At 64.5% G+C, this 19,713-nt stretch carries 17 protein-coding genes; 11 read left to right on the top strand and 6 right to left on the bottom strand.

The window, feature by feature from the left end:
• Positions 1–8 precede the first annotated feature (8 nt).
• The 4 genes from ACHPFG_RS20250 to ACHPFG_RS20235 all read right to left on the bottom strand — a co-directional run bounded on the left by ACHPFG_RS20250 (position 9) and on the right by ACHPFG_RS20235 (position 4,318).
• Positions 9–1,472 (bottom strand): aldehyde dehydrogenase family protein, encoded by a 1,464-nt coding sequence (locus tag ACHPFG_RS20250; RefSeq protein WP_431700272.1) that lies wholly within the window; start codon positions 1,470–1,472, stop codon positions 9–11.
• A 143-nt stretch (positions 1,473–1,615) separates the two neighbouring features.
• Positions 1,616–2,788, bottom strand: coding sequence for an NAD(P)/FAD-dependent oxidoreductase (locus ACHPFG_RS20245; protein ID WP_431700271.1), 1,173 nt, complete (start codon positions 2,786–2,788; stop codon positions 1,616–1,618).
• Positions 2,785–3,192 (bottom strand): RidA family protein, encoded by a 408-nt coding sequence (locus ACHPFG_RS20240; protein WP_431700270.1) that lies wholly within the window; start codon positions 3,190–3,192, stop codon positions 2,785–2,787. Before ACHPFG_RS20240 ends, ACHPFG_RS20245 begins: the two co-directional genes overlap by 4 nt.
• On the bottom strand, positions 3,182–4,318 hold the full coding sequence (locus ACHPFG_RS20235; protein WP_431700269.1) for a DSD1 family PLP-dependent enzyme: 1,137 nt from the start codon (positions 4,316–4,318) through the stop codon (positions 3,182–3,184). The genes ACHPFG_RS20240 and ACHPFG_RS20235 overlap by 11 nt, the downstream gene beginning before the upstream one ends.
• Before the next feature lie 95 nt (positions 4,319–4,413).
• Between ACHPFG_RS20235 and ACHPFG_RS20230 the strand changes: the two genes are divergently transcribed.
• Positions 4,414–5,298, top strand: coding sequence for a LysR family transcriptional regulator (locus ACHPFG_RS20230; RefSeq protein ID WP_339543197.1), 885 nt, complete (start codon positions 4,414–4,416; stop codon positions 5,296–5,298).
• A 1-nt stretch (position 5,299) separates the two neighbouring features.
• Here ACHPFG_RS20230 and ACHPFG_RS20225 read toward each other — a convergent pair whose 3' ends face one another.
• Together ACHPFG_RS20225 and ACHPFG_RS20220 are read right to left on the bottom strand one after the other, a co-directional pair.
• Positions 5,300–6,013, bottom strand: a complete 714-nt coding sequence (locus tag ACHPFG_RS20225; RefSeq protein ID WP_431700268.1) for a cupin domain-containing protein — start codon at positions 6,011–6,013, stop codon at positions 5,300–5,302.
• Between the two features lie 22 nt (positions 6,014–6,035).
• Positions 6,036–6,887: a GNAT family N-acetyltransferase gene (locus ACHPFG_RS20220; RefSeq protein ID WP_431700267.1), complete on the bottom strand. Its 852-nt coding sequence runs from the start codon at positions 6,885–6,887 to the stop codon at positions 6,036–6,038.
• Between the two features lie 1,381 nt (positions 6,888–8,268).
• Between ACHPFG_RS20220 and ACHPFG_RS20215 the strand changes: the two genes are divergently transcribed.
• The 10 genes from ACHPFG_RS20215 to argE all read left to right on the top strand — a co-directional run bounded on the left by ACHPFG_RS20215 (position 8,269) and on the right by argE (position 19,624).
• A complete protein-coding gene (locus ACHPFG_RS20215; RefSeq protein ID WP_065924408.1) occupies positions 8,269–8,937 on the top strand; it encodes a haloacid dehalogenase type II in 669 nt (222 codons plus the stop codon).
• A 23-nt stretch (positions 8,938–8,960) separates the two neighbouring features.
• Complete coding sequence (locus ACHPFG_RS20210) at positions 8,961–10,235, top strand: NAD(P)/FAD-dependent oxidoreductase (RefSeq protein ID WP_431700266.1); 1,275 nt, start codon at positions 8,961–8,963, stop codon at positions 10,233–10,235.
• A 95-nt stretch (positions 10,236–10,330) separates the two neighbouring features.
• Entirely contained in the window at positions 10,331–11,968 is a 1,638-nt protein-coding gene (locus ACHPFG_RS20205) for an ABC transporter substrate-binding protein (RefSeq protein ID WP_131698236.1), read from the top strand.
• Between the two features lie 13 nt (positions 11,969–11,981).
• On the top strand, positions 11,982–12,938 hold the full coding sequence (locus ACHPFG_RS20200; RefSeq protein ID WP_431700265.1) for an ABC transporter permease: 957 nt from the start codon (positions 11,982–11,984) through the stop codon (positions 12,936–12,938).
• Positions 12,935–13,810 (top strand): ABC transporter permease, encoded by an 876-nt coding sequence (locus ACHPFG_RS20195; RefSeq protein WP_431700264.1) that lies wholly within the window; start codon positions 12,935–12,937, stop codon positions 13,808–13,810. The genes ACHPFG_RS20200 and ACHPFG_RS20195 overlap by 4 nt, the downstream gene beginning before the upstream one ends.
• A 1-nt stretch (position 13,811) precedes the next feature.
• The gene (locus tag ACHPFG_RS20190; protein ID WP_431700263.1) at positions 13,812–15,653 is read left to right on the top strand and encodes an ABC transporter ATP-binding protein; all 1,842 of its coding nucleotides are present in this window, start codon (positions 13,812–13,814) and stop codon (positions 15,651–15,653) included.
• Positions 15,650–15,958 carry a (2Fe-2S)-binding protein gene (locus ACHPFG_RS20185; RefSeq protein WP_090406226.1) on the top strand — a complete coding sequence of 103 codons (309 nt, stop codon included), beginning with the start codon at positions 15,650–15,652 and terminating at the stop codon, positions 15,956–15,958. The genes ACHPFG_RS20190 and ACHPFG_RS20185 overlap by 4 nt, the downstream gene beginning before the upstream one ends.
• Positions 15,940–17,319: an FAD-dependent oxidoreductase gene (locus ACHPFG_RS20180; RefSeq protein WP_431700262.1), complete on the top strand. Its 1,380-nt coding sequence runs from the start codon at positions 15,940–15,942 to the stop codon at positions 17,317–17,319. Before ACHPFG_RS20185 ends, ACHPFG_RS20180 begins: the two co-directional genes overlap by 19 nt.
• Positions 17,316–18,470, top strand: coding sequence for an NAD(P)/FAD-dependent oxidoreductase (locus ACHPFG_RS20175; protein ID WP_259245033.1), 1,155 nt, complete (start codon positions 17,316–17,318; stop codon positions 18,468–18,470). Before ACHPFG_RS20180 ends, ACHPFG_RS20175 begins: the two co-directional genes overlap by 4 nt.
• Positions 18,467–19,624, top strand: coding sequence for an acetylornithine deacetylase (argE, locus tag ACHPFG_RS20170; RefSeq protein WP_431700261.1), 1,158 nt, complete (start codon positions 18,467–18,469; stop codon positions 19,622–19,624). Before ACHPFG_RS20175 ends, argE begins: the two co-directional genes overlap by 4 nt.
• Positions 19,625–19,713: the final 89 nt, after the last annotated feature.

Raw genomic sequence — 19,713 nt, 5'->3', positions numbered from 1 at the left:
CCCATCACTCATTCACCAAACCCAATAATCGCCTTGGTTTCCAGATACTCCTCGAACCCCTGCACACCATACTCCCGGCCATTCCCTGAGCGCTTGTAGCCCCCAAACGGCGCCATCGGATTCCACGCCGGATGGTTCAAGTGCACCTGGCCCGCGCGGATACGCGAAGCCACCGCCCGCGCAAGATCAAGGTCCTGCCCCTGAACGTGGGCGCCCAGTCCGTAGACCGTATCGTTGGCGATGGCGACGGCTTCATCCACCATCTCATAGGCAATGATGCACAGCACCGGCCCAAATATTTCCTCCTGGGCAATGCGCATGGCGTTGTCCACTTCGGAGAAAACCGTCGGTCGTGTATAGAAACCCTTGTCAAAACCCGCCGCCCGTCCCAGCCCGCCGCACAGCAGTTTGGCGCCCTCGTCGAGGCCAGCCTGGATCATGGCCTGGACGCGATGGAACTGGGCTTCGTTGGCAATCGGGCCCAGCTGCGTTTCTTCCGACTGCGGGTCGCCGACGATCAGTGCGTTCGCGGTGGCCGCCGCCAGGGCTTCGACTTCGGCCAGGCGGCTTCTTGGCACGATCATGCGGGTCGGCGCGCTGCACGACTGGCCGACGTTGCGAAACGCCGACATCACGCCCAGCGGCACAACCTTGGCGAAGTCGGCGTCGGGCAGCAGCACATTCGGCGACTTGCCCCCCAACTCCTGGGTGACCCGCTTGACCGTCGGCGCGGCTGCCTGGGCAACCAACGCGCCTGCGCGGTTGGAGCCGGTGATGGAGATCATGTCGATATCCGCATGGGCCGCCATGGCCGCGCCGACTTCGGCACCGCTGCCGTTCACCAGGTTGAACACCCCAGGCGGCAGGCCGGCGTCATGCACCAGTTGGGCAAACAGCAGGGCGCTCAATGGCGACAGTTCGCTCGGTTTCAACACCACGGTGCAGCCGGCAGCGATGGCCGGGGCGACTTTCGCGGTGATTTGATACAGCGGCCAGTTCCACGGCGTGATCAGTCCGCACACGCCGATGGGCTCGCGCTCGATTGCGGTACCGCCTTCCACGGTCTGGAAGCGATAGCTGGACAGCAGGTCACGCGCGACCCGAACGTGTTCGGCTGCCAGCGGCACTTGCATCGCCCGCGCGAAGCCGATGGCCGCGCCCATTTCCAGGGACAGCGCCTGCGCCAGTTGCTCCTTGCGTTCAAGGATCAGTTCGTGGATTTTCCCCAGCACCTGCGCTCGCGCTTCAGCCGGGGTCGCAGACCAACCGGCAAACGCCCCGCGTGCTGCCGCGACGGCCCGGTCGACATCCTCGGCAGTCCCGCGCGCCACCTGGGCAACCACGGCTTCAGTGGCCGGGTTGACCACCGGCAGCGTTGCCGGGATCGCCGGGGACGTCCAACGACCGTTGATGTAAAACTGGTGAGCCGTTTGCGGATCAACGCTGTAGCTATTTGAAGAGTGGGTGGTCATCCAACTGGCTCCCTGGAGCGGTAATAGGCGCTGCGAACGGCACGGCCCGGTGTCTGGATACGCTAGCAAAAGCCTCCCGCGCAAAGATGCCGTTATTCAGCGCTGCAAGGGAGAATCTGCTGAATCTGGCAGGCAGGCGTGGCTCATATCAGTTTTCCTGTGGTGGGGGCATTTGCCAGCACCGTCGAAGGTTGGGTAAACCGTCGGATATCGAACGGGCTGATCAAGGTGCTGGTGCTGCCGGTGCTGATCAGTTCGGCCATCACATCCCCCACGCCAGGGCCGAGCTGGAAGCCGTGGCCGCAGAAACCGAAGGCATAAAACAGTCCGTCCACGCTGCCGCTGGGTCCCATCACCGGCAGGGAGTCGGGTGTGTAGCTTTCGATGCCGCTCCACACGCGGATGATGTTCAGCTTCTCGGCGCCCGGTAACAGCCGTTTCATCTGGCGCATCTGGTTGAGCAGGCTCTCGGGCTTGAAAAACGCGCGTCGGTTGAGCATGTCCGGCGTGCAGCGGGCGCCGCCACCGATGATGATGTTGCCGCGCGGGATCTGGCGGAAGTAGATCACCTCTTCCTTGATCTTGGTGAACACGCCGATCACGGTGGGCAGGGCGTAGGGCACCGGTTCCGTGACCGACATCTGTGGGCCGTTGGGCTCCAGTGGTACCGGTTCGCCGAAGCGCTCGGACAAGCGCGCGGCCCAGGCGCCAGCGGTAATCAACAGCTGCTCCGCGACAAACAACTGCCCGTCGGTGGTGGTGACATGGAACAGGCCATTGACCTTTTCAACATCGGCCACTTCGGTCTTTTCCTCGATTCGTGCACCGAGGCGCCGAGCTGCGCGAGCGAATGCCGGCGCGGCCAGACGGGGGTTGGCGTGGCCGTCGTGGGGCGCGTAGGAGCCGCCTTTCACCTCCGGGCCGAGGAAACCAAAACGCTGGCGCAACTCGGCACCGCGATAGATTTTCAGGTCCAGTTGCGCGGCTTCCGGCGCGGCGGCGTAGGCCTCCAGTTCAGCGATTTCATCTTCGCGATAGCACACGCGCATGTGGCCGCTGGGGATAAATTCCAGGTCGTCGTCGATCAACTCCGGCAGGCGTTTCCACAGTGCCCACGAACGGTTGGCCAGCTCCAGTTGCCCCAGGTAGCGGCCCTGACGGCGCACATTGCCGAAGTTCACACCGCTGGCGTACTGACCGATCTGGTCGCGTTCCAGCAGCGTGACCGAACAGCCGCGGCGGCGCAGGAAAAACGCCGACGATGCGCCCATGATGCCGCCGCCGATGATCACCACGTCGCTTTTTTGCGAGGTCATGCGGGCTGCTCCTGTGCGGTACGAGCCACGGCGTCGATTTCGATCAGGTAGCCATGGTGCAACACCGGCACGGGCACCACCGCGCGGGCCGGTTTATGTCCACCGAGGTAGCGCGCGTAAATCTGATCAAAGGCGGGCCAGTGTTCTATGCCGACGACGTACACCGTCACTTTGAGCAGGTCTCGGGGGCTCAGGCCCGCTTCACCCAGGATCGCCACCAGGTTATCCAGGGCAATCGAAGCTTGCACGGCGAACGGTTGCCCGGCGCTGTGCTCGCCATTGGCGCGTACCGGCAGTTGCCCCGACACATACAGCACGCCGCCGTGCGCCACCGCCTGGGAATAGTGCCCGCCCGGCGGTGCCGCGTGGGGGCTATGAATCGAGTGAATGCGATTACCAGCCATGCAGGCGACTCCAGGTGTGCACGCTGCCATCGGCATCCACCGCGTGATAATCCGGGAACTGCGCGCCGGTGGCACAGGCATGGTTGGGCAGGATGCGCAGCCGACTGCCGATGGGGAAGCGCGTGACAAGCGCGTCACTGTGGGCAGCGCCCAGGCTGACGATGCCATGTTCCTGGTTGGCAGCGGTGACCAGCGCGCCGTCGATCCAGTCGCCCGCTTCGCTGCACACTTGGCCATAACCGAAGTCCTGACGCTGGCGCTGGGTGCCACGGTCACGACTCATGGCCATCCAACCGGCGTCGGTGATGATCCAGCCTTTGTCCGGCTGATGGCCGATCACGGTGGTCAGTACGCTCAGCGCTAACTCATTGGCCTGGCACACGCCGATGTTGCGCATGACCAGGTCGAAGAACACATACACACCTGCGCGTACTTCGGTGACGCCGTCCAGGTTCAGCGCCGAGAGGGCCGTGGGGGTGGAACCGATACTGACCTCGGGGCACGCCAGCCCGGCTGCGCGGAGGGTGTCTGCGGCACTGACGCAGAGCGCACGTTCCTGTTCGGCCAGCGCTTGCAGGGGTTCGAGGCTGTCCAGCTCGTAGCTCGAGCCGGCGTGGGTCATCACGCCACGCAGGTGCAGGCCGCCCTCGTTGAGGAGGCGTGCGACGTCGATCAGTACAGGGTCCTGTGCGGCCAGGCCGGAGCGATGGCCGTCGCAATCGATTTCGATCCACACGTCGAAGCGTTCGTCATGCTGCTGTGCGAAAGCGACGATGGCCTCGGCGCCTTGGACGCTGTCGGTGAGCAGGCTCAGGTTGCAGCCTTTGCGCCGCAGGGCCAGGGCCTGGGGCAGTTTGCCCGGGGCGATGGCCACGGCGTAGAACACATCGCGGATACCGGCAGCGAAACAATGCTCGGCTTCCTTGAGGGTGGAAACCGTCACGCCGCTGGCCCCTGCGGCGATCTGGGCGTGGATCACCGGCAGGCACTTGCTGGTTTTGATATGCGGGCGCAAACGCACGCCCAGGCTGCTCATGCGTTGTTGCATACGCTGGATATTGCGCTGCATCTGTGGGATGTCGACGAGCGCGGCGGGCGTGTCGAGGGAAGCAATCGGCGTGGACATGGCGGAGCTCGCGTGGCTGGGTACAGGCTGCACTCTACTCAGCCGTTGTTAACGTGTGGTTCAATCAACGTTCATCAATCATTAAGTAAAATTGAATGATTTCCATCGAAGACCTGCGACTGGCCGTCACCCTGGCCCGCTCCGAATCGCTGAGCGCCGCCGCCCGAACACTGAATGTCTCGCCGCCGGCGCTGTCCATGCGCCTGCGCAAGTTGGAGACGCTGCTGGGGCTGACCCTGGCCAATCGCGACGCCCGGCGCCTTAGCCTGACGGCGGATGGCGAGCGGTTCTCGCGGGAAAGCGCGCTGTTGCTGGAACAGTTGGAAGCGCTGCCGGAGTCGTTCCGGCAACAGGACGAAACCCTGGTGGGCACCTTGAGGTTGGCGGCGCCGTTTGGCTATGGTCGCCAGCGCATCGCACCGTTGTTGGCGCGGTTTGCCAAACTGCACCCGCAGCTGCGCCTGCACCTGGATTTGCGCGAGACGCCCTGGCCCGATCGCCATGACAGCGATGCGGTGATTCACATCGGCCATCTCAATGACAGCCTGTGGACCGCGCGGCCACTGACGCCAAACGAGCGCTGGTTGTGCGCCAGCCCGGCCTATCTGCACGCCCACGGCGTGCCGTCTTCGCCGGACGAACTGGCGTCTCATCGCTGCATTTGCATTCGCGAAAATGATGAAGACGTCACCCTGTGGCACCTGCGCAAAGGCCAGGGCCGCAAGACGCTGCGCGTGGAACCTGCGTTGTTGAGCAACGATGGCAGCGTTGCCCGGCGTTGGGCCGAGCAAGGCTTGGGGCTGGTGCTGCGTTCGCAGTGGGATGTGAGTGACGCCGTAGCCAGCGGCAGCCTGGTGCGCGTGTTGGCGGACTGGAGCTTCGACAGCGCGCCGATCCTCCTGCTGGTGCCGTCGCGCAAACTGCGCAGCCCGCGTGTACAGGCGTTGGTGACGTTTCTGGAAGAGGCGTTGAAGGCCTGAGTTATTTCACCGCGTAGACCTTGCGCACGTACACCGTGCTGGTCCAGGCGCATGGCGCGCCCTTGGCCACGAACACCGTGTCCCCGGTTTTTACCGTGACCTCGCCACCCTCGTTGTCCTGCAGGGTGACGCTGCCTTCGAGCAGGTGCATCAACTCATGCAGTTTGTGCGGGCGGCCGTGGCGGGCGTAGGGCGTCGAGTCCCAGATGCCGACGCGCAGCTCGGTCACGGCCTCGTCGAACAGGTTGAATGCGCGGCACTGCGGGGTGGGGCCGATCAGTATCTGGGGTTCCGGCGCGGCGGAGGGGTTGAGCAGGGTGTGCGGGGCGAGCAGGGTCAGGCCGGGGCAGAGGGGGGAATCGGCCTGGTCGACCGCGCAGAACGCCCATTCGCTGCCTGCGCTCGCCTGTACCGTGAGGCGTGTGCCACGGCCGATCACGGCGCTGCTGCCGACGCCCAGTTCCAGTGTCTGTTCTGCGCTGCTGAGCACTACATGGCCTGCATGCACCACCAGCGTTTCGCTGTGGGGGAAGTCTTCGATCACGGTTTCGCCGCTGAACGGTACAAGCCCGGCGGACACCCCATCGTCGCCCATCCAGGCGACTTGGCGGCTGTCGCCGAACGGGTCCAGTGCGCTGAGTGCGCCGGTGTTGAAAGACGTGGCAACGCGGCTGCCGTCGGCACGCGCCAACAGCAGGATACGGGGAGATGACATGGGGAGTGCTCCGGGAGGAAAGTCAGCCGATCGCCTGGGTGATCAGGGCAAAGGGGTGGACGCCTTGGCTGGCCTGGGGCGGAGTGCCCAAGGCCATCTGCGCGACGGTGTCGATGTTCTTCAGGCCGGCCTGTTCGAGCCAGTCGCTGAGGCCGCAGGCGACGGGAATATCGATGCGCACAAAGGTGTCCGGCACCTGGGCCAGCAAGGTGGCGATCAGGTACTTGGCCTGCTCGATATTTTCCGCCACCACCGGGCCGATGCAGCGGCCCCGACCAAACGGCCGCAGCAGGGCGAAGCCGCGTAGCCGGCCGTCGCGCTCGATACCCACGGCGTGCTCCACCTGCAGGTCACGCAGGACCTCACGGCGGTCCAGGCCGCTGGCGGCCTTGGCCAGCGCGAGCAGGCTGGCGTGATCATCGGCGTTAAGCGCACGGCAGGTTTCGCCAGCGGCCAGCGCCGGCAAGGCAGGCACCAACGCCTGGCCCTGATGTTGCTGCACCCGCCCGAACTCGACGAACCCTTGGCTGGTGTACAGCGGCGCGCCGGCGAGGGTGGCGTTGAGGACCGGCGTGCGCGTGCCGCAAGCGGCGAGGGCCTTTTCCATCAAGCGCCGGCCGATGCCCTGGCCCTGGTAGTCATTGCTGACGATCACCAGGCCGATGGTGGCGTAGTCGCCCTGGGGGCAGGTGAACGCGCTGCCGATCAGCCGCTCGCCATCCATGACCACAAAGCCGTCGCTGACCCGTTGCAACATGGCCCAGTCTTCAAGGCGGTGAGGCCATTTGAGTTGCACCGACAAAGCGTGGGCGGCCGGCAGGTCGGCCACGGTCATGGGGCGGTAGGTGTAAGCGGGGTGTGGCAGGGCGGACATGGCAAGCCTCCGTAGAGCGTTGTTTTTTGTGGCGTCAGGGTGCTTGTATCCCACCTGGGTCGGGGGCTGGCAAGGGGGGCGGGAATATTCGGTAGATTCCTCGTAGTGTGTGGGGCGAGACCACAGTTACTACTTAATTGGGGTTGGGGGGCAGCAGCAAATGCCATGAGGTTGGCGTTGGAGCCAACTGGAGTAGGGCGGGTGTACTCGGTAAAAAATGTGGGAGGGGGCTTGCTCCCGATGAGGCCGTGTCAGTGGATACATCTGTAGCTGACCCACTGCCATCGGGGCATAAGTATCTACACATTTTTTTCAGCGGTCTGTGGCGAGGGCACTTGCTTCCGTGGCGGCCTTCGGGCCGACCGCTTTTTTTTGGGGGTGAGTACATATCCGTTCCTGTGGTAACGGCCACTTATGGTTCCGCCCTTACGGCGGCTCACTTGTGGAAAGGCCCAACACTCGGCACCTCGCCTAGGCTCGGTGTGCCCTCACTCCGGCTTTGGAGCGTGGGCCGCCGCGATGGGCAATCCATGGCCCAGCGCGGCTAACCCGGCGTCCTGCCGGGTTACCCACGCTCCAAAGCCTGCGTTCGGCCAGCGTGTTTGACGGGGCGATTTGAGATCAAAAGCCAAAGCGAGGCGGCCTTGAAGCCGACCTGATTATTGAAGCGTACGCGGTGTGGCTTCTACTTCCTTAACCGCTGACGAAGTCAGCAATCTTTTGATCTGCTCTGGCTCTGGCTCTGGCTCTGGCTCTGGCTTTTGATCTTGATCTCAGGCGCCCCGTTAACCACGCTGGCCGAACGTAGGGTTGAATCCGTGGGTAACCCGGCAGGACGCCGGGTTAGCCGTCCTGGGCCAAGGATGGCCCATGACGGCGGCCCACGGATTCAAGCCTTCGTTCGGGCATACCGAGCCTAGGCGAGGTACCGAGTGGTGGGGCAAGAGCCCTTTGGTTACTTTGGGGCTTTTCCAAAGTGACCCGCCGTAAGGGCGGAACCCATAGCGGCCGTGACCGCAGCAACGGATATGTACGCGCTCAAACCCAACGACATGGTCGGCCCAAAGGCCGCCACGGAACCAAGCCCCCACCCACACTTCAACCGGCCACACTTTCTGCCGCCCCCACCCCCGTGCTTAAGCCTCTTCACCCCTAAAAGCCCCCTAAAAGCGCACAAACACTGGCCCTGCCCAAGCCTGGCGCGCACCGCAAAGTCTGCTGAGCCCGGCCACCAAAACGGTGGTTTGTATTGAGCGCAGGTCGTTTTAGACGGCATATGCTGATTTCACAGTGGTGTAATGAACCTGTGCTGCAACGAGGCCGACGCGCCGCCAGGGCAGCGAACGCTTGTCACACTCAACGAACTCCAGGACCGCACTCAATGAGCTTTCTTCGTCCCAAATTCATTACGTTCGACTGCTACGGTACGCTGACCAATTTCCATATGGGCACCATGACCCGCGAGCTGTTCGCCGATCGCATCAAGCCTGAACAAATGGACCAGTTCGTCAAAGACTTCTCGGCTTATCGCCTCGACCAGGTCATGGGCGACTGGCGCCCCTACGATGAAATCCTCAAGACCGCCCTGGCCCGTACCTGCAAACGCTGGGGTATCGACTATCGCGAGGAAGGCCAGCTGTATTACGACGCCGTGCCGACCTGGGGGCCTCATGCCGACGTGCCGGCCGGGCTGTCGAAAATTGCCGACAAGATTCCCCTGGTGATCTTCTCCAATGCCAGCGACAGTCAGATCATGTCCAACGTCGACAAGCTCGGCGCGCCGTTCCATAAGGTGTTCACCGCCGAGCAGGCCCAGGCCTACAAGCCGCGTCTGGCCGCGTTTGAATTCATGCTCGACAACCTCGGTTGCGGCCCGGAAGACATCTTGCATGTGTCTTCCAGCTTCCGTTACGACCTGATGCCGGCCCATGACATGAAGATCAAAAACAAGGCCTTCGTCGCCCGTGGCCACGAAGTGCCGGGCAACGCGTTCTACGGTTACCAGCAGATCACCGATATCGGTGGGCTGCCGGCGCTGGTCGGTCTGTAAGCGCACACCTCTGAGGGTAAGACATGGGCAGTGAATCCTATTGGCTCGACACCGCACCGGCGTTTACCGGTGCCCAGCTGGGCGGCTTGCCCAAGCAGGTCGATGTGGCTGTGGTCGGCGGTGGGTTCACCGGCCTGGCGGCAGCGCGGGCGTTGGCGCTCAAGGGCGCCAGTGTGGTGGTGCTCGACGCCGGGCGGGTGATCGGTGAGGCCTCGGGGCGCAACGGTGGGCAGTGCAACACCGGGGTGGCCCAGGATTACGCCGGGTTGCACGCCAGCCTCGGTGCCGCCAAGGCGCGTGCCTATTACCAGGCCTATGAAAGTGCCGTGCAGACGGTGGTGTCACTGGTCGAGCAGGAAAGGATCACCTGCGACCTGATGCGCAACGGCAAGCTCAAGCTGGCGGCCAAGCCGATGCACTACGAAGGCCTGGCCCGTACCTGCGAGCTGATCCGCCAGGAGGTGGATGCCGATGTCGAGTTGCTCAGCGCCGAGCAGACCCGCGCGGAAGTCAATTCGGCGCAGTTTCATGGCGGCCTGCTGCAACGCAACGGCGTGCAGATGCATGTCGGCCGCTTCGGCGTCGGCTTGGCCGAAGCGGCGGCGCGGCGTGGTGCGATGATCTACGAGCACACCCAGGTCAAGGATTGGAAGGCCCAGGCCGGCGGCTACCAGGTCAACACCGCCAAGGGTTCACTGCACGCCGGGCAAGTCCTGCTGGCCACCGGTGCCTGTCAGCATGGCGACCTGGGTTGGTACCGCCGCAGGATTGTGCCGGTGGGCAGTTTTGTCATCGCTACCGAAGTCTTGCCCCAGACGCTGATCGACCAGTTGCTGCCGCAACATCGCGCCTATGTGACCAGCCGCATGATCGGCAACTACTTTCGCCTGACCCCGGACAACCGCCTGCTGTTTGGCGGGCGTGCGCGGTTTGCCATGTCCGACAGCGTCTCCGACGCCAAGAGCGGCAAGGTACTGCAAGCGGCGATGCTGAACATGTTCCCGCAGTTGGCGCACGTGAAGATCGACTACTGCTGGGGCGGCCTGGTGGACATGACGTCCGACCGCCTGCCCCGTGCCGGCCAGCATGGCGGCGTGTTCCACTCCATGGGCTACAGCGGCCATGGCGTGCAGATGTCGGTGCACATGGGCCAGGTGATGGCCGAGGTCATGGCCGGTAATACCGCGGCCAACCCCTGGCGCGAACTGGAATGGCCGGCGATCCCCGGGCATTTCGGCAAGCCGTGGTTCCTGCCGTTCGTGGGGGCTTACTACCGCTTCCAGGACTATTTGCACTGAGTTGCCGTTGTTGCGTCACCGTCGTTTGTGTTTCCAGGACGCTCCGGACATCCGTGAGCACTCGATTCTTCCGATTATCGACAGGTAGCCTTGCTATGACTGACAACAAAAACACCCCCGAACTCATCTCTGGCCAGGACAGCCTGCGGGTGTTCGAAAGTCTCAACCGTGGCATGTCGCGCCGCAACGCCCTGCAAATGCTGGGCGTGGCCGGTGTTGCCGCCGCCGGTGCCGGCAGCCTGTTCGGCGCCGCCGGCAAGCTGTTCGCCGACGAGGCCGCCGTGGCCGGCAAAGGCAAGCCAGGCGGCAAGATCCGCGTGGCCGGCATGTCCAGCTCCACCGCCGATACCCTCGACCCGGCCAAGGGCGCGCTGTCCACCGACTATGTGCGCCACTACATGTTCTACAACGGCCTGACCCGCTTCGATAAGCACCTGGTGCCGCAACTGGAACTGGCCGAGCGCATCGACAACACCGACGCCACCGTCTGGACCATTACCCTGCGCAAGGACGTGACCTTCCACAACGGCAAGGCCCTGACCGCCGCCGACGTGGTGTTCTCCCTGAACCGCCACAAAGACCCGCTGACCGGTTCCAAGGTCATGCCGTTGATGGAGCAGTTCGCCGAGATCAAGGCCAGCGGGCCGAACGAAGTGCAGATCCGCCTCAGCGCGGCCAACGCCGAGTTGCCGTCGATCCTCGCGGTGTCGCACCTGTTGATCGTCCCCGAGGGCACCAGCGACTTCAGTAAAGGCATCGGCACCGGGCCGTTCACCGTGGGCGAGTTCAAGCCAGGCGTGCGTTCGATTGCGGTGCGCAACAAAAACTACTGGAAACCGGGCCTGCCATACCTCGACGAGATCGAGTTCATCGCGATTGCCGACGAGCCGTCGCGGGTCAATGCGCTGCTGTCGGGCGATGTGCACATGATCAATGAGGTCAACCCGCGCTCCACCACGCGCATCAAGGCCAGCGCCAAGCACCGCGTCGTCGACGCGCCGTCGGGCAACTACACTGACTTGATCATTCGCCAAGACCAACTGCCCGGCAAAAGCCCGGAATTCACCCAGGCCATGAAACTGCTGCTCGACCGTGAACAGGTCAAGTCCGCGGTATTCCGTGGCTTTGCGGTGGTGGGCAACGACCATCCGATCGCGCCGGGTTCGCGCTACTTCAACACCGACTTGCCGCAGACGGTCTACGACCCGGAAAAAGCCAAGTTCCTGCTGAAGAAAGCCGGCATGGAAAGCATCACCATGCCCGTGATGGCCTCGCCGGCCGCCACCGGTTCGGTGGACATCGCCGTGCTGTTGCAGCAATCGGCCAAACAGGCCGGGCTCAAGCTCGACGTGAACCGCCTGCCGAGCGACGGCTACTGGTCCAACCACTGGATGAAGCACCCGCTGAGCTTCGGCAACATCAACCCACGGCCGAATGCCGACGTGATGTTCTCGCAGTTCTTCCAGTCCAAGGCGCCGTGGAACGAGTCCGGCTGGCAGAACGAGCAGTTCGACCAGTTGCTGATGCTGGCCCGTGGCGAAACCGACGACGCCAAGCGCGCCAAGATGTATGGCGACATGCAGACCCTCGTGCACGACCACTGCGGCATCGGCGTGCCGGTGTTCATCAGCAATATCGACGGCGTCGACCAACGCATCAAAGGCTACGACAGCAACCCACTGGGCGGTTTCATGGGCTACATGTTTGCCGAGCAGGTGTGGTTGGACGCTTGAGGAGGGTCGTGGGATGAATAGCAATACACTGTGGTTGATCGGCCGGCGCTTCGGTGCCGGGGCCTTGACCTTGTTGATCGTGTCCATGGTCGTGTTCGCGATCACGGCGGTACTGCCGGGGGACGCGGCGCAACAATCCCTGGGCCAGTTCGCGACCCCTGAACAGGTGGCGGCCCTGCGCCTGAAACTGGGGTTGGACCAGCCCGGTGTGTTGCGTTACCTGCACTGGTTGATGAGCCTGCTCACTGGCGACATGGGCGTGTCGGTCTCCAACGCCATGCCGGTCGGTGAGCTGATGGCGGGTCGGGTGCCCAACACCCTGATGCTGGCCGGCGCCACAGCGCTGGTCTCGGTGCCGGTGGCGCTGGTACTCGGTATCGGCTCGGCGATGGGCCGGGGCGGGCGCATCGACAGCTGCCTGAGCTTCGTCACCCTGGCGATGGTCGCGGTGCCGGAATTCCTGGTGGCGACCCTGGCGGTGCTGATTTTCGCGGTCAACCTCGGTTGGTTGTCGGCCCTCTCGTATGCCAGCGACGTCAGCTCACCGCTGCAATTTCTGCGCACCTATGCCTTGCCGGTGATGACGCTGTGCTGCGTGATCGTGGCGCAAATGGCGCGCATGACCCGCGCCGCCGTGATCGACCAGCTCGACAGCCCCTACGTGGAAATGGCCCGGCTCAAGGGCGTCAGCCCGATTCGCATCGTGCTGCGCCATGCCTTGCCCAATGCGATCGGGCCGATTGCCAACGCCATCGCCCTGAGCCTGTCGTACCTGTTGGGCGGGGTGGTGATCGTCGAAACCATCTTCAACTACCCCGGCATTGCCAGCTTGATGGTCGATGCCGTGACCAACCGCGACATGGCGCTGGTGCAGGCGTGCACCATGTTGTTTTGCGCGGCCTACCTGGGCCTGGTGCTGCTCGCCGACCTGTGCGCGATCCTGTCCAATCCGAGGCTGAGAAACCAATGAACAACCTCATTGCGAAATCCAAGCCTGTTTCCTCCGCCCTGGCACTCGCCAAGGTGTCCAGCGGCCCGTCGTGGCTGGGGCTGCTGGGCGGCGTAGTGTGCGTCGCCTGGCTGCTGGTGGCGCTGCTCGGCCCGTGGCTGGCGCCTCATCCGGTGGGGGAGGTGGTGTCCGATAACATCTTCGAAGGCTTCAGCCTCGCGCATCCATTCGGCACCGATTACCTGGGCCGCGACATGCTCAGCCGGGTGCTGGTGGGCGCGCGATTCACCGTCGGGCTGGCGCTGGTGGCGGCGTTACTGGCCAGCATCTTCGGCACCGGGTGTGCGCTGTTGTCGGTGGTCTCGCCCAAGTGGCTGGACGAGATCATCAGCCGCATCATGGACGCCTTTATTTCGATCCCGAGCAAAATGCTTGCGCTGATCATGGTCTCGGCCTTTGGCTCATCGGTGACGTTGCTGATCTGTACGGCCGTGATCAGCTATATCCCCGGCTCCTTCCGCGTCGCCCGCAGCATGGCGGTCAATATCGAAGCCCTGGAGTACGTGCAGGTCGCGCGTACCCGTGGCGAGCGCCGGTTGTACGTGGCGTGCATGGAGATCCTGCCGAACATGCTCAACCCGGTCCTGACCGACCTGGGCCTGCGTTTCGGCTACATCGTGCTGTTGCTCAGCGGCATGAGTTTTCTTGGCCTGGGCGTGCAACCGCCGGATGCCGACCTCGGCTCGCTGGTGCGGGAAAACATCGGCGGCCTTAACCAGGGCGCGCTGGCCATCATCATTCCGGCGCTGGCCATCGGCACGCTGACCATCGGCGTGAATCTGCTGATCGACTATCTGTCGTCGCGACGTAGTCGACGCTCGGGAGGCCATTGAAATGACTGAATTGATTCGCGTCGAAGACCTGCGCGTGGTCGCCTGTGGCGAGCGCGGCGAGGTGGAAATCGTCAAGGGCGTGAGCTTTGCCCTGAAAAAAGGTGAAGTGCTGGCGTTGATCGGTGAGTCCGGCTCGGGCAAGACCACCATCGCCCTGGCCTTGCTGGGGTATGCACGGCGTGGCTGTCGTTTGTCCGGCGGGGTGGTGCAGGTCGGCGAGCACGACATGCTTGCCCTGAGCGAACACCAACTGCAAGGCCTGCGCGGCAACCGCGTGTCCTATATCGCGCAAAGCGCCGCTGCAGCGTTCAACCCGGCCAAACGGCTCATCGACCAGGTTGTGGAGGGCGCGTTGATCCATGGCCTGGGCACTCGGGCCGAGCTGCACGCCAAGGCCATCGGACTGTTCCGCGACCTGGCGTTGCCGGGCCCGGAGCGCATCGGCCAGCGCTACCCGCACCAGGTCTCCGGCGGGCAACTGCAACGGGTGATGGCGGCGATGGCGCTGATCAGCGACCCGCTGCTGGTGGTGCTCGACGAGCCGACTACCGCACTGGATGTGACCACCCAGATCGACGTGCTGCGCGCCTTCAAACGCGTGGTGCGCGAGCGCGGGGCCACGGCGGTTTACGTGTCCCACGACCTGGCGGTGGTGGCGCAAATGGCCGACCAGATCGTGGTGCTCAACGGTGGTCAGATCCTCGAGCAAAGCGCCACCGCACCGTTGCTCAACGCCCCGACCCACGCCTACACCCGCAGCCTGCTGGCCGCCGCACGGCCTGACACCACCATTCGCCCGCCCTGCGGTGTCGCCGGGGAGGTTCCGCTGCTGACCATCACCGGCCTCACCGCTGGCTACGGCAACAAGAACCTGCACGGCATGCCGTCGATTCGGGTGCTTGAAGACATCGACCTCACCGTGCGCCGTGGCCAGGCCATCGGCGTGATCGGCGAGTCGGGCTCGGGTAAATCCACCCTGGCCCGGGTGGTGGCGGGGTTGTTGACCCCGGCCCTCGGCGGCCTGGCCTTCGACGGGCAACCCCTGGGCGGCAGCCTCGCCGAGCGCACCCCGGAGCAATTCCGTCGGATCCAGATGGTGTTCCAGAACGCCGACACCGCGCTCAACCCCATGCACAGCGTGGCGGCCATCATCGGTCGGCCGTTGAAAATGTATTTCGGCCTCAAAGGCGCGGCGCTGCAAACCCGCATCGGCGAACTGCTCGACCTGGTGCGCCTGCCCCGCGACCTCGCCGAACGGCGCCCGAATGAGTTGTCTGGCGGGCAAAAGCAGCGGGTCAACCTGGCCCGCGCGCTGGCGGCCAAACCCGACCTGATCCTCTGCGACGAAGTGACCTCGGCCCTCGACACCGTGGTGGGCGCGGCGATCCTCGAACTGCTGCGCGACCTGCGCCAGCAACTGGGGGTGTCGTACCTGTTTATCAGCCACGACATCTCCACCGTGCGTGCGCTGTGCGATGACATTGTGGTGATGTACAGCGGCCGCAAGGTCCAGGCCGGCAGCCGCGAGTCGTTTGCCGAGCCGCCGTTCCACCCCTACACCGACCTGTTGATTCACTCGGTGCCCGAGTTGCGCCAGGGCTGGCTGGAAAGCTGCGGCACCACGTCCGAGGCGCTGCCAGCGATTGGCGAGCGGGCCAACGTGCCGGAACTGTGCACCTTCCTCAATCGCTGCCCGGTGCGCGTCGACGGCCTGTGCAACCGCACCGCGCCGAGCCGCCGCAGCCTGGACAACGGCGGTGAAATCCTTTGCCACCACGACAGCGCCCACTTGCTGAATACCCAGCAGGGCGTGACCACCATGACCTTGGGAGCCTATGCATGAACGGGCGTTTTGTGAGGTTGGCCGAACAGGGCCGGCCGACGGTCAGCCTGACCGTGGATGGCGCCGCCGTCGAAGCCCTGCAGGGCGACACCTTGATGGTCGCGCTGCTGACCCAGGGCAATGCGCTGCGCCAGTCGGAATTCGACAGCGGCCGCCGTGCCGGTTTCTGCCTGATGGGCGCATGCCAGGATTGCTGGGTGTGGACCCGCAGCGGCGAACGCCTGCGCGCCTGCTCCAATGAAGTCCGTGACGGGCTGGACATCGTTACCACACAACCGGAGGCGACATGGCCACTGCACGGGTAGTTATTGTGGGCGCCGGACCGGCCGGGGTGCGCTGCGCCGAAACCCTGCTGGCGGCCGGGATCAAACCGATCCTGATCGATGAGAACCGCCGCGACGGGGGCCAGATCTACCGGCGTCAGCCAGAAGGCTTCACTCGCAACTACGCGACCCTGTACGGCAGCGAAGCCGGCAAGGCCCAGGCCCTGCACCAGAGTTTCGACCGCCTGCGCGACGCCATCGACTACCGCCCCGACACCCTGGTGTGGAACCTCACGCCAGGGCAACTGTGCTGCGTGAGCCAGGGCCGCCACACCACGGTGGATTACGACGCACTGATCCTCTGCACCGGCGCCACCGACCGCCTGATGCCCATCGAGGGCTGGCAACTGGCGGGCACCTACAGCCTGGGCGGGGCGCAGATCGCCTTGAAAAACCAGGCTGTGTCCATCGGCCATCGCGTGGTGTTCATGGGCAGCGGGCCGTTGCTGTACCTGGTCGCCAGCCAATACGTAAAGGCCGGCGCCGAAGTGGCGGCGGTGCTCGACACCTCAGCCTTGAGCCTGCGTCTGAAAGCCTTGCCCAAACTGCTGGCGCGGCCTGGCGTGCTGTTCACCGGGATCAAGCTATTGGCGCAACTGTACCGCGCCAAGGTGGCGGTGCACCTGGGGGTCAGGCCGCTGCAAGTGATGGGCGACGCGGCCAATGGCGTGAGCGGTGTGCGTTTCACCACCGGCAACGGGCAGACCGTCACGGTGCAGGCCGATGCCGTTGCGCTGGGTTACCACCTGCGTCCGGAAACCCAGCTGGGTGACCTGGCCGGTTGTCGCATGGCGTTCGATGCTGCATCGAGCCAATGGTGGCTGGCCACGGATGACGCCGGACGCACCTCGGTGAAGGGCGTGTACGCGGCCGGTGACGGAGCGAAAATTCGCGGCGCCGATGCCGCCGAGCACGCCGGGCGCCTGGTGGCGCTGGCGCTGCTGGAAGACCTGCAACACCCGGTCGACGCCGGCCTGCGGGATGAACAACAGCAGGCCCTGGCGGTGATGGATCAATTCCGCCTGGGCCTGGCCCAGGCGTTCCCCTGGCCGAGCGAACAGGCCAAGGCGTTGCCGGACAGCGCCATCGTGTGCCGCTGCGAGATGATCAGCGCTGGCGAGCTGCGCCGCACGGTGAAAGAGAAGGGCGCCTGCGAAGTCAACCGCGCCAAGGCGTTCAGCCGCGTGGGCATGGGCCGTTGCCAGGGGCGTTACTGCTCCCAGGCCGGGGCCGAAGTGATCGCCGCCGCTGCCGGCGTGCCGGTGCAGGAGGTCGGGCGCCAACGCGGCCAGGCGCCGGTCAAACCGTTATCGATGTTGATCACTGAGGAGGTCTCGTCATGAGCGTGCAAAAAGCCGATGTGGTGATTGTCGGCGGGGGTGTGATGGGCTCGGCGACCGCGTTTTTTCTGCGTAGTCGTGGGCAGTCGGTGATCCTGCTGGAGCGCGACCAGATCGGTCAGTACGCCAGTGGTGTGAACTTCGGCAATGTGCGCCGGCAAGGGCGCTTCCTCGGCCAGTTGGCCCTGGCCAACCGCTCGTGGGCGCTGTGGAAACGCCTGCCGGAACTGATCGACGACGACCTGGAATTCATCCCCAGCGGGCATATGCGTGTGTGTTACCGCGAAGATGAAATCGCCGAGCTTGAGGCCTACGCGGCCGCACCGGAAGCGGAACAACTGGACCTGAAGATTTATCGTGGCGCCGAACTGCATCAACGCTTCGGCTTCCTCGGCCCGGACGTCAAGGGCGGCTCCTACGCGCCCCACGATGGCCATGCCAACCCGCGCCTGGCCGCGCCGGCGTTTGCCCGTGCCGCCCGGCGCCTGGGCGCGCAGATCGAAGAGCGCACCGAAGTGGCCGAGGTGCAGAAAGTCGGCGCCGACTTCCAGGTCACTACCACCGACGGCCGCCAGTTCCACGCCGCGCAACTGTTGATCACCGCCGGCGCCTGGGGCCAGAAGCTCTCGGCGCAGTTCGGCGAACCGGTACCGCTGGACACCCACGGCCCGCAAATGGCCGTGACCGAGCCGGTGCCTTATGCCTTGCCCACCGTGATCGGCGTGTACACCAAGGTGCCCGAAGAGGTGATCTACTTCCGCCAGATTCCCCGGGGCAATATCGTCATCGGCGGCGGCTACCGCAGCAAGCCGGATATGCTCAACCGCCGCGCCTACGTGGAACCGCGCAGCATCCTCAACCAGGTCAGCCAGATGCGCCGCCTGCTGCCGGGCGTCGGCAACCTGAACATCATCCGCGTGTGGAGCGGCATCGAAGGCTACCTGCCGGACTCGTTGCCGGTGATGGGCCCCAGCGGTACCGTCGACGGGCTGTTCTATGCCTTCGGGTTTTGCGGCCACGGTTTCCAGCTTGGCCCGGGCGTCGGCGATGTGATGGCCGAACTGCTTGCCACCGGCAGCACCAGTACCCCGATCGAGCCATTCTCCATCACCCGGTTCGCCCTACCTGCCGAGCAACGGAGCCAGGCCTCATGAAACCCCGCGTATTGGAGATTCTGAAACAACTGATGGCCTTCGACACCGTGTCATCGGAGTCGAACATGGCCTTGATTGACTATGTGCGCGACCTGCTGCTGACCAAGGGCATCGAGTCGCTGATCGTCAAGGACCCAAGCGGCAAGAAAGCCAACCTGTTCGCCAGCACCGGGCCCAAGGAACAGCCCGGCGTGCTGCTGTCCGGGCACACCGACGTGGTGCCGGCGGCGGGGCAGGCCTGGACCTTTCCCGCCTTCGCCGCCACCGTGCAGGACGGGCGCATTTATGGGCGTGGCAGCTGCGACATGAAGGGCTTTATCGCCCTGGCCATCGACGCCATGCTGGACGCCGCCGACCACAGCCTGAACCGCCCGCTGCAACTGGCCCTGTCCCATGACGAAGAGATCGGCTGCGTTGGCGTGCGGCGCTTGCTCGACGTGCTGCACCTGGCGCCGGTGCGGCCGTTTCTGTGTGTGATCGGTGAGCCGACCAACATGCAGTTTGTACTCGGCCATAAGGGCAAGGGGTCCTACCGCACGTACTGCCGAGGCCTGGAGGCGCATTCATCCCTGGCGCCGCGCTCGGTCAACGCCATCCACGTGGCCTGTGACTTTATCGCCGCCCTGCGTGACAGCCAGCAACAGTTGCAGCGCCATGGTGCCCAGGACAACGACTATGACGTGCCCTACAGCACCGTGCATGTCGGCCAGATTGTCGGCGGCAAGGCGCTGAATATCGTGCCCAACCTGTGCACCCTGGATTTCGAAGTGCGCAACCTGCCGGCGGACGATCTGGACGCGTTCCTGGAGCAGATGCGCGAGCGCGCCGAGGTGATCGTGCGGGAGGCGCAGAAGCTGTCCAGCGTGGCGGCCATCGAGATCGAAACGATCAACGTCTATCCCGGTCTCGATACCCATCCCAGCGTCGAGGCGGTGCGCTTCCTCAAGCAATTCGCCGCGCCGGGCACCGGCACGTCCAAGGTCTCGTTCGGCACCGAAGGCGGCCTGTTCAAGCAGCGCCTGGACGTGCCAGTAGTGGTGTGCGGGCCGGGTTCCATCGAGCAGGCGCACAAGCCCGACGAGTTTATCGAGATCAGCCAGATGGACGCCGGCGAGCGCTTTTTGCAAGGCTTGCTCGGTTCGCTGACGGCCTAGCAGAGCCTGCCGTCCTGGGGTGAATTTCAGCACGGCACGCTGCTTTAACCGCGCTTTCGGCATCCTCGTTTGCGGCACCTCCCTAGACT

The organism is Pseudomonas sp. BR20, assembly GCF_050780135.1.
GTDB lineage: Bacteria > Pseudomonadota > Gammaproteobacteria > Pseudomonadales > Pseudomonadaceae > Aquipseudomonas.
The sequence above is the reverse complement of the archived record's forward strand: the minus strand, read 5'-3'. Positions and strand labels throughout refer to the sequence as shown.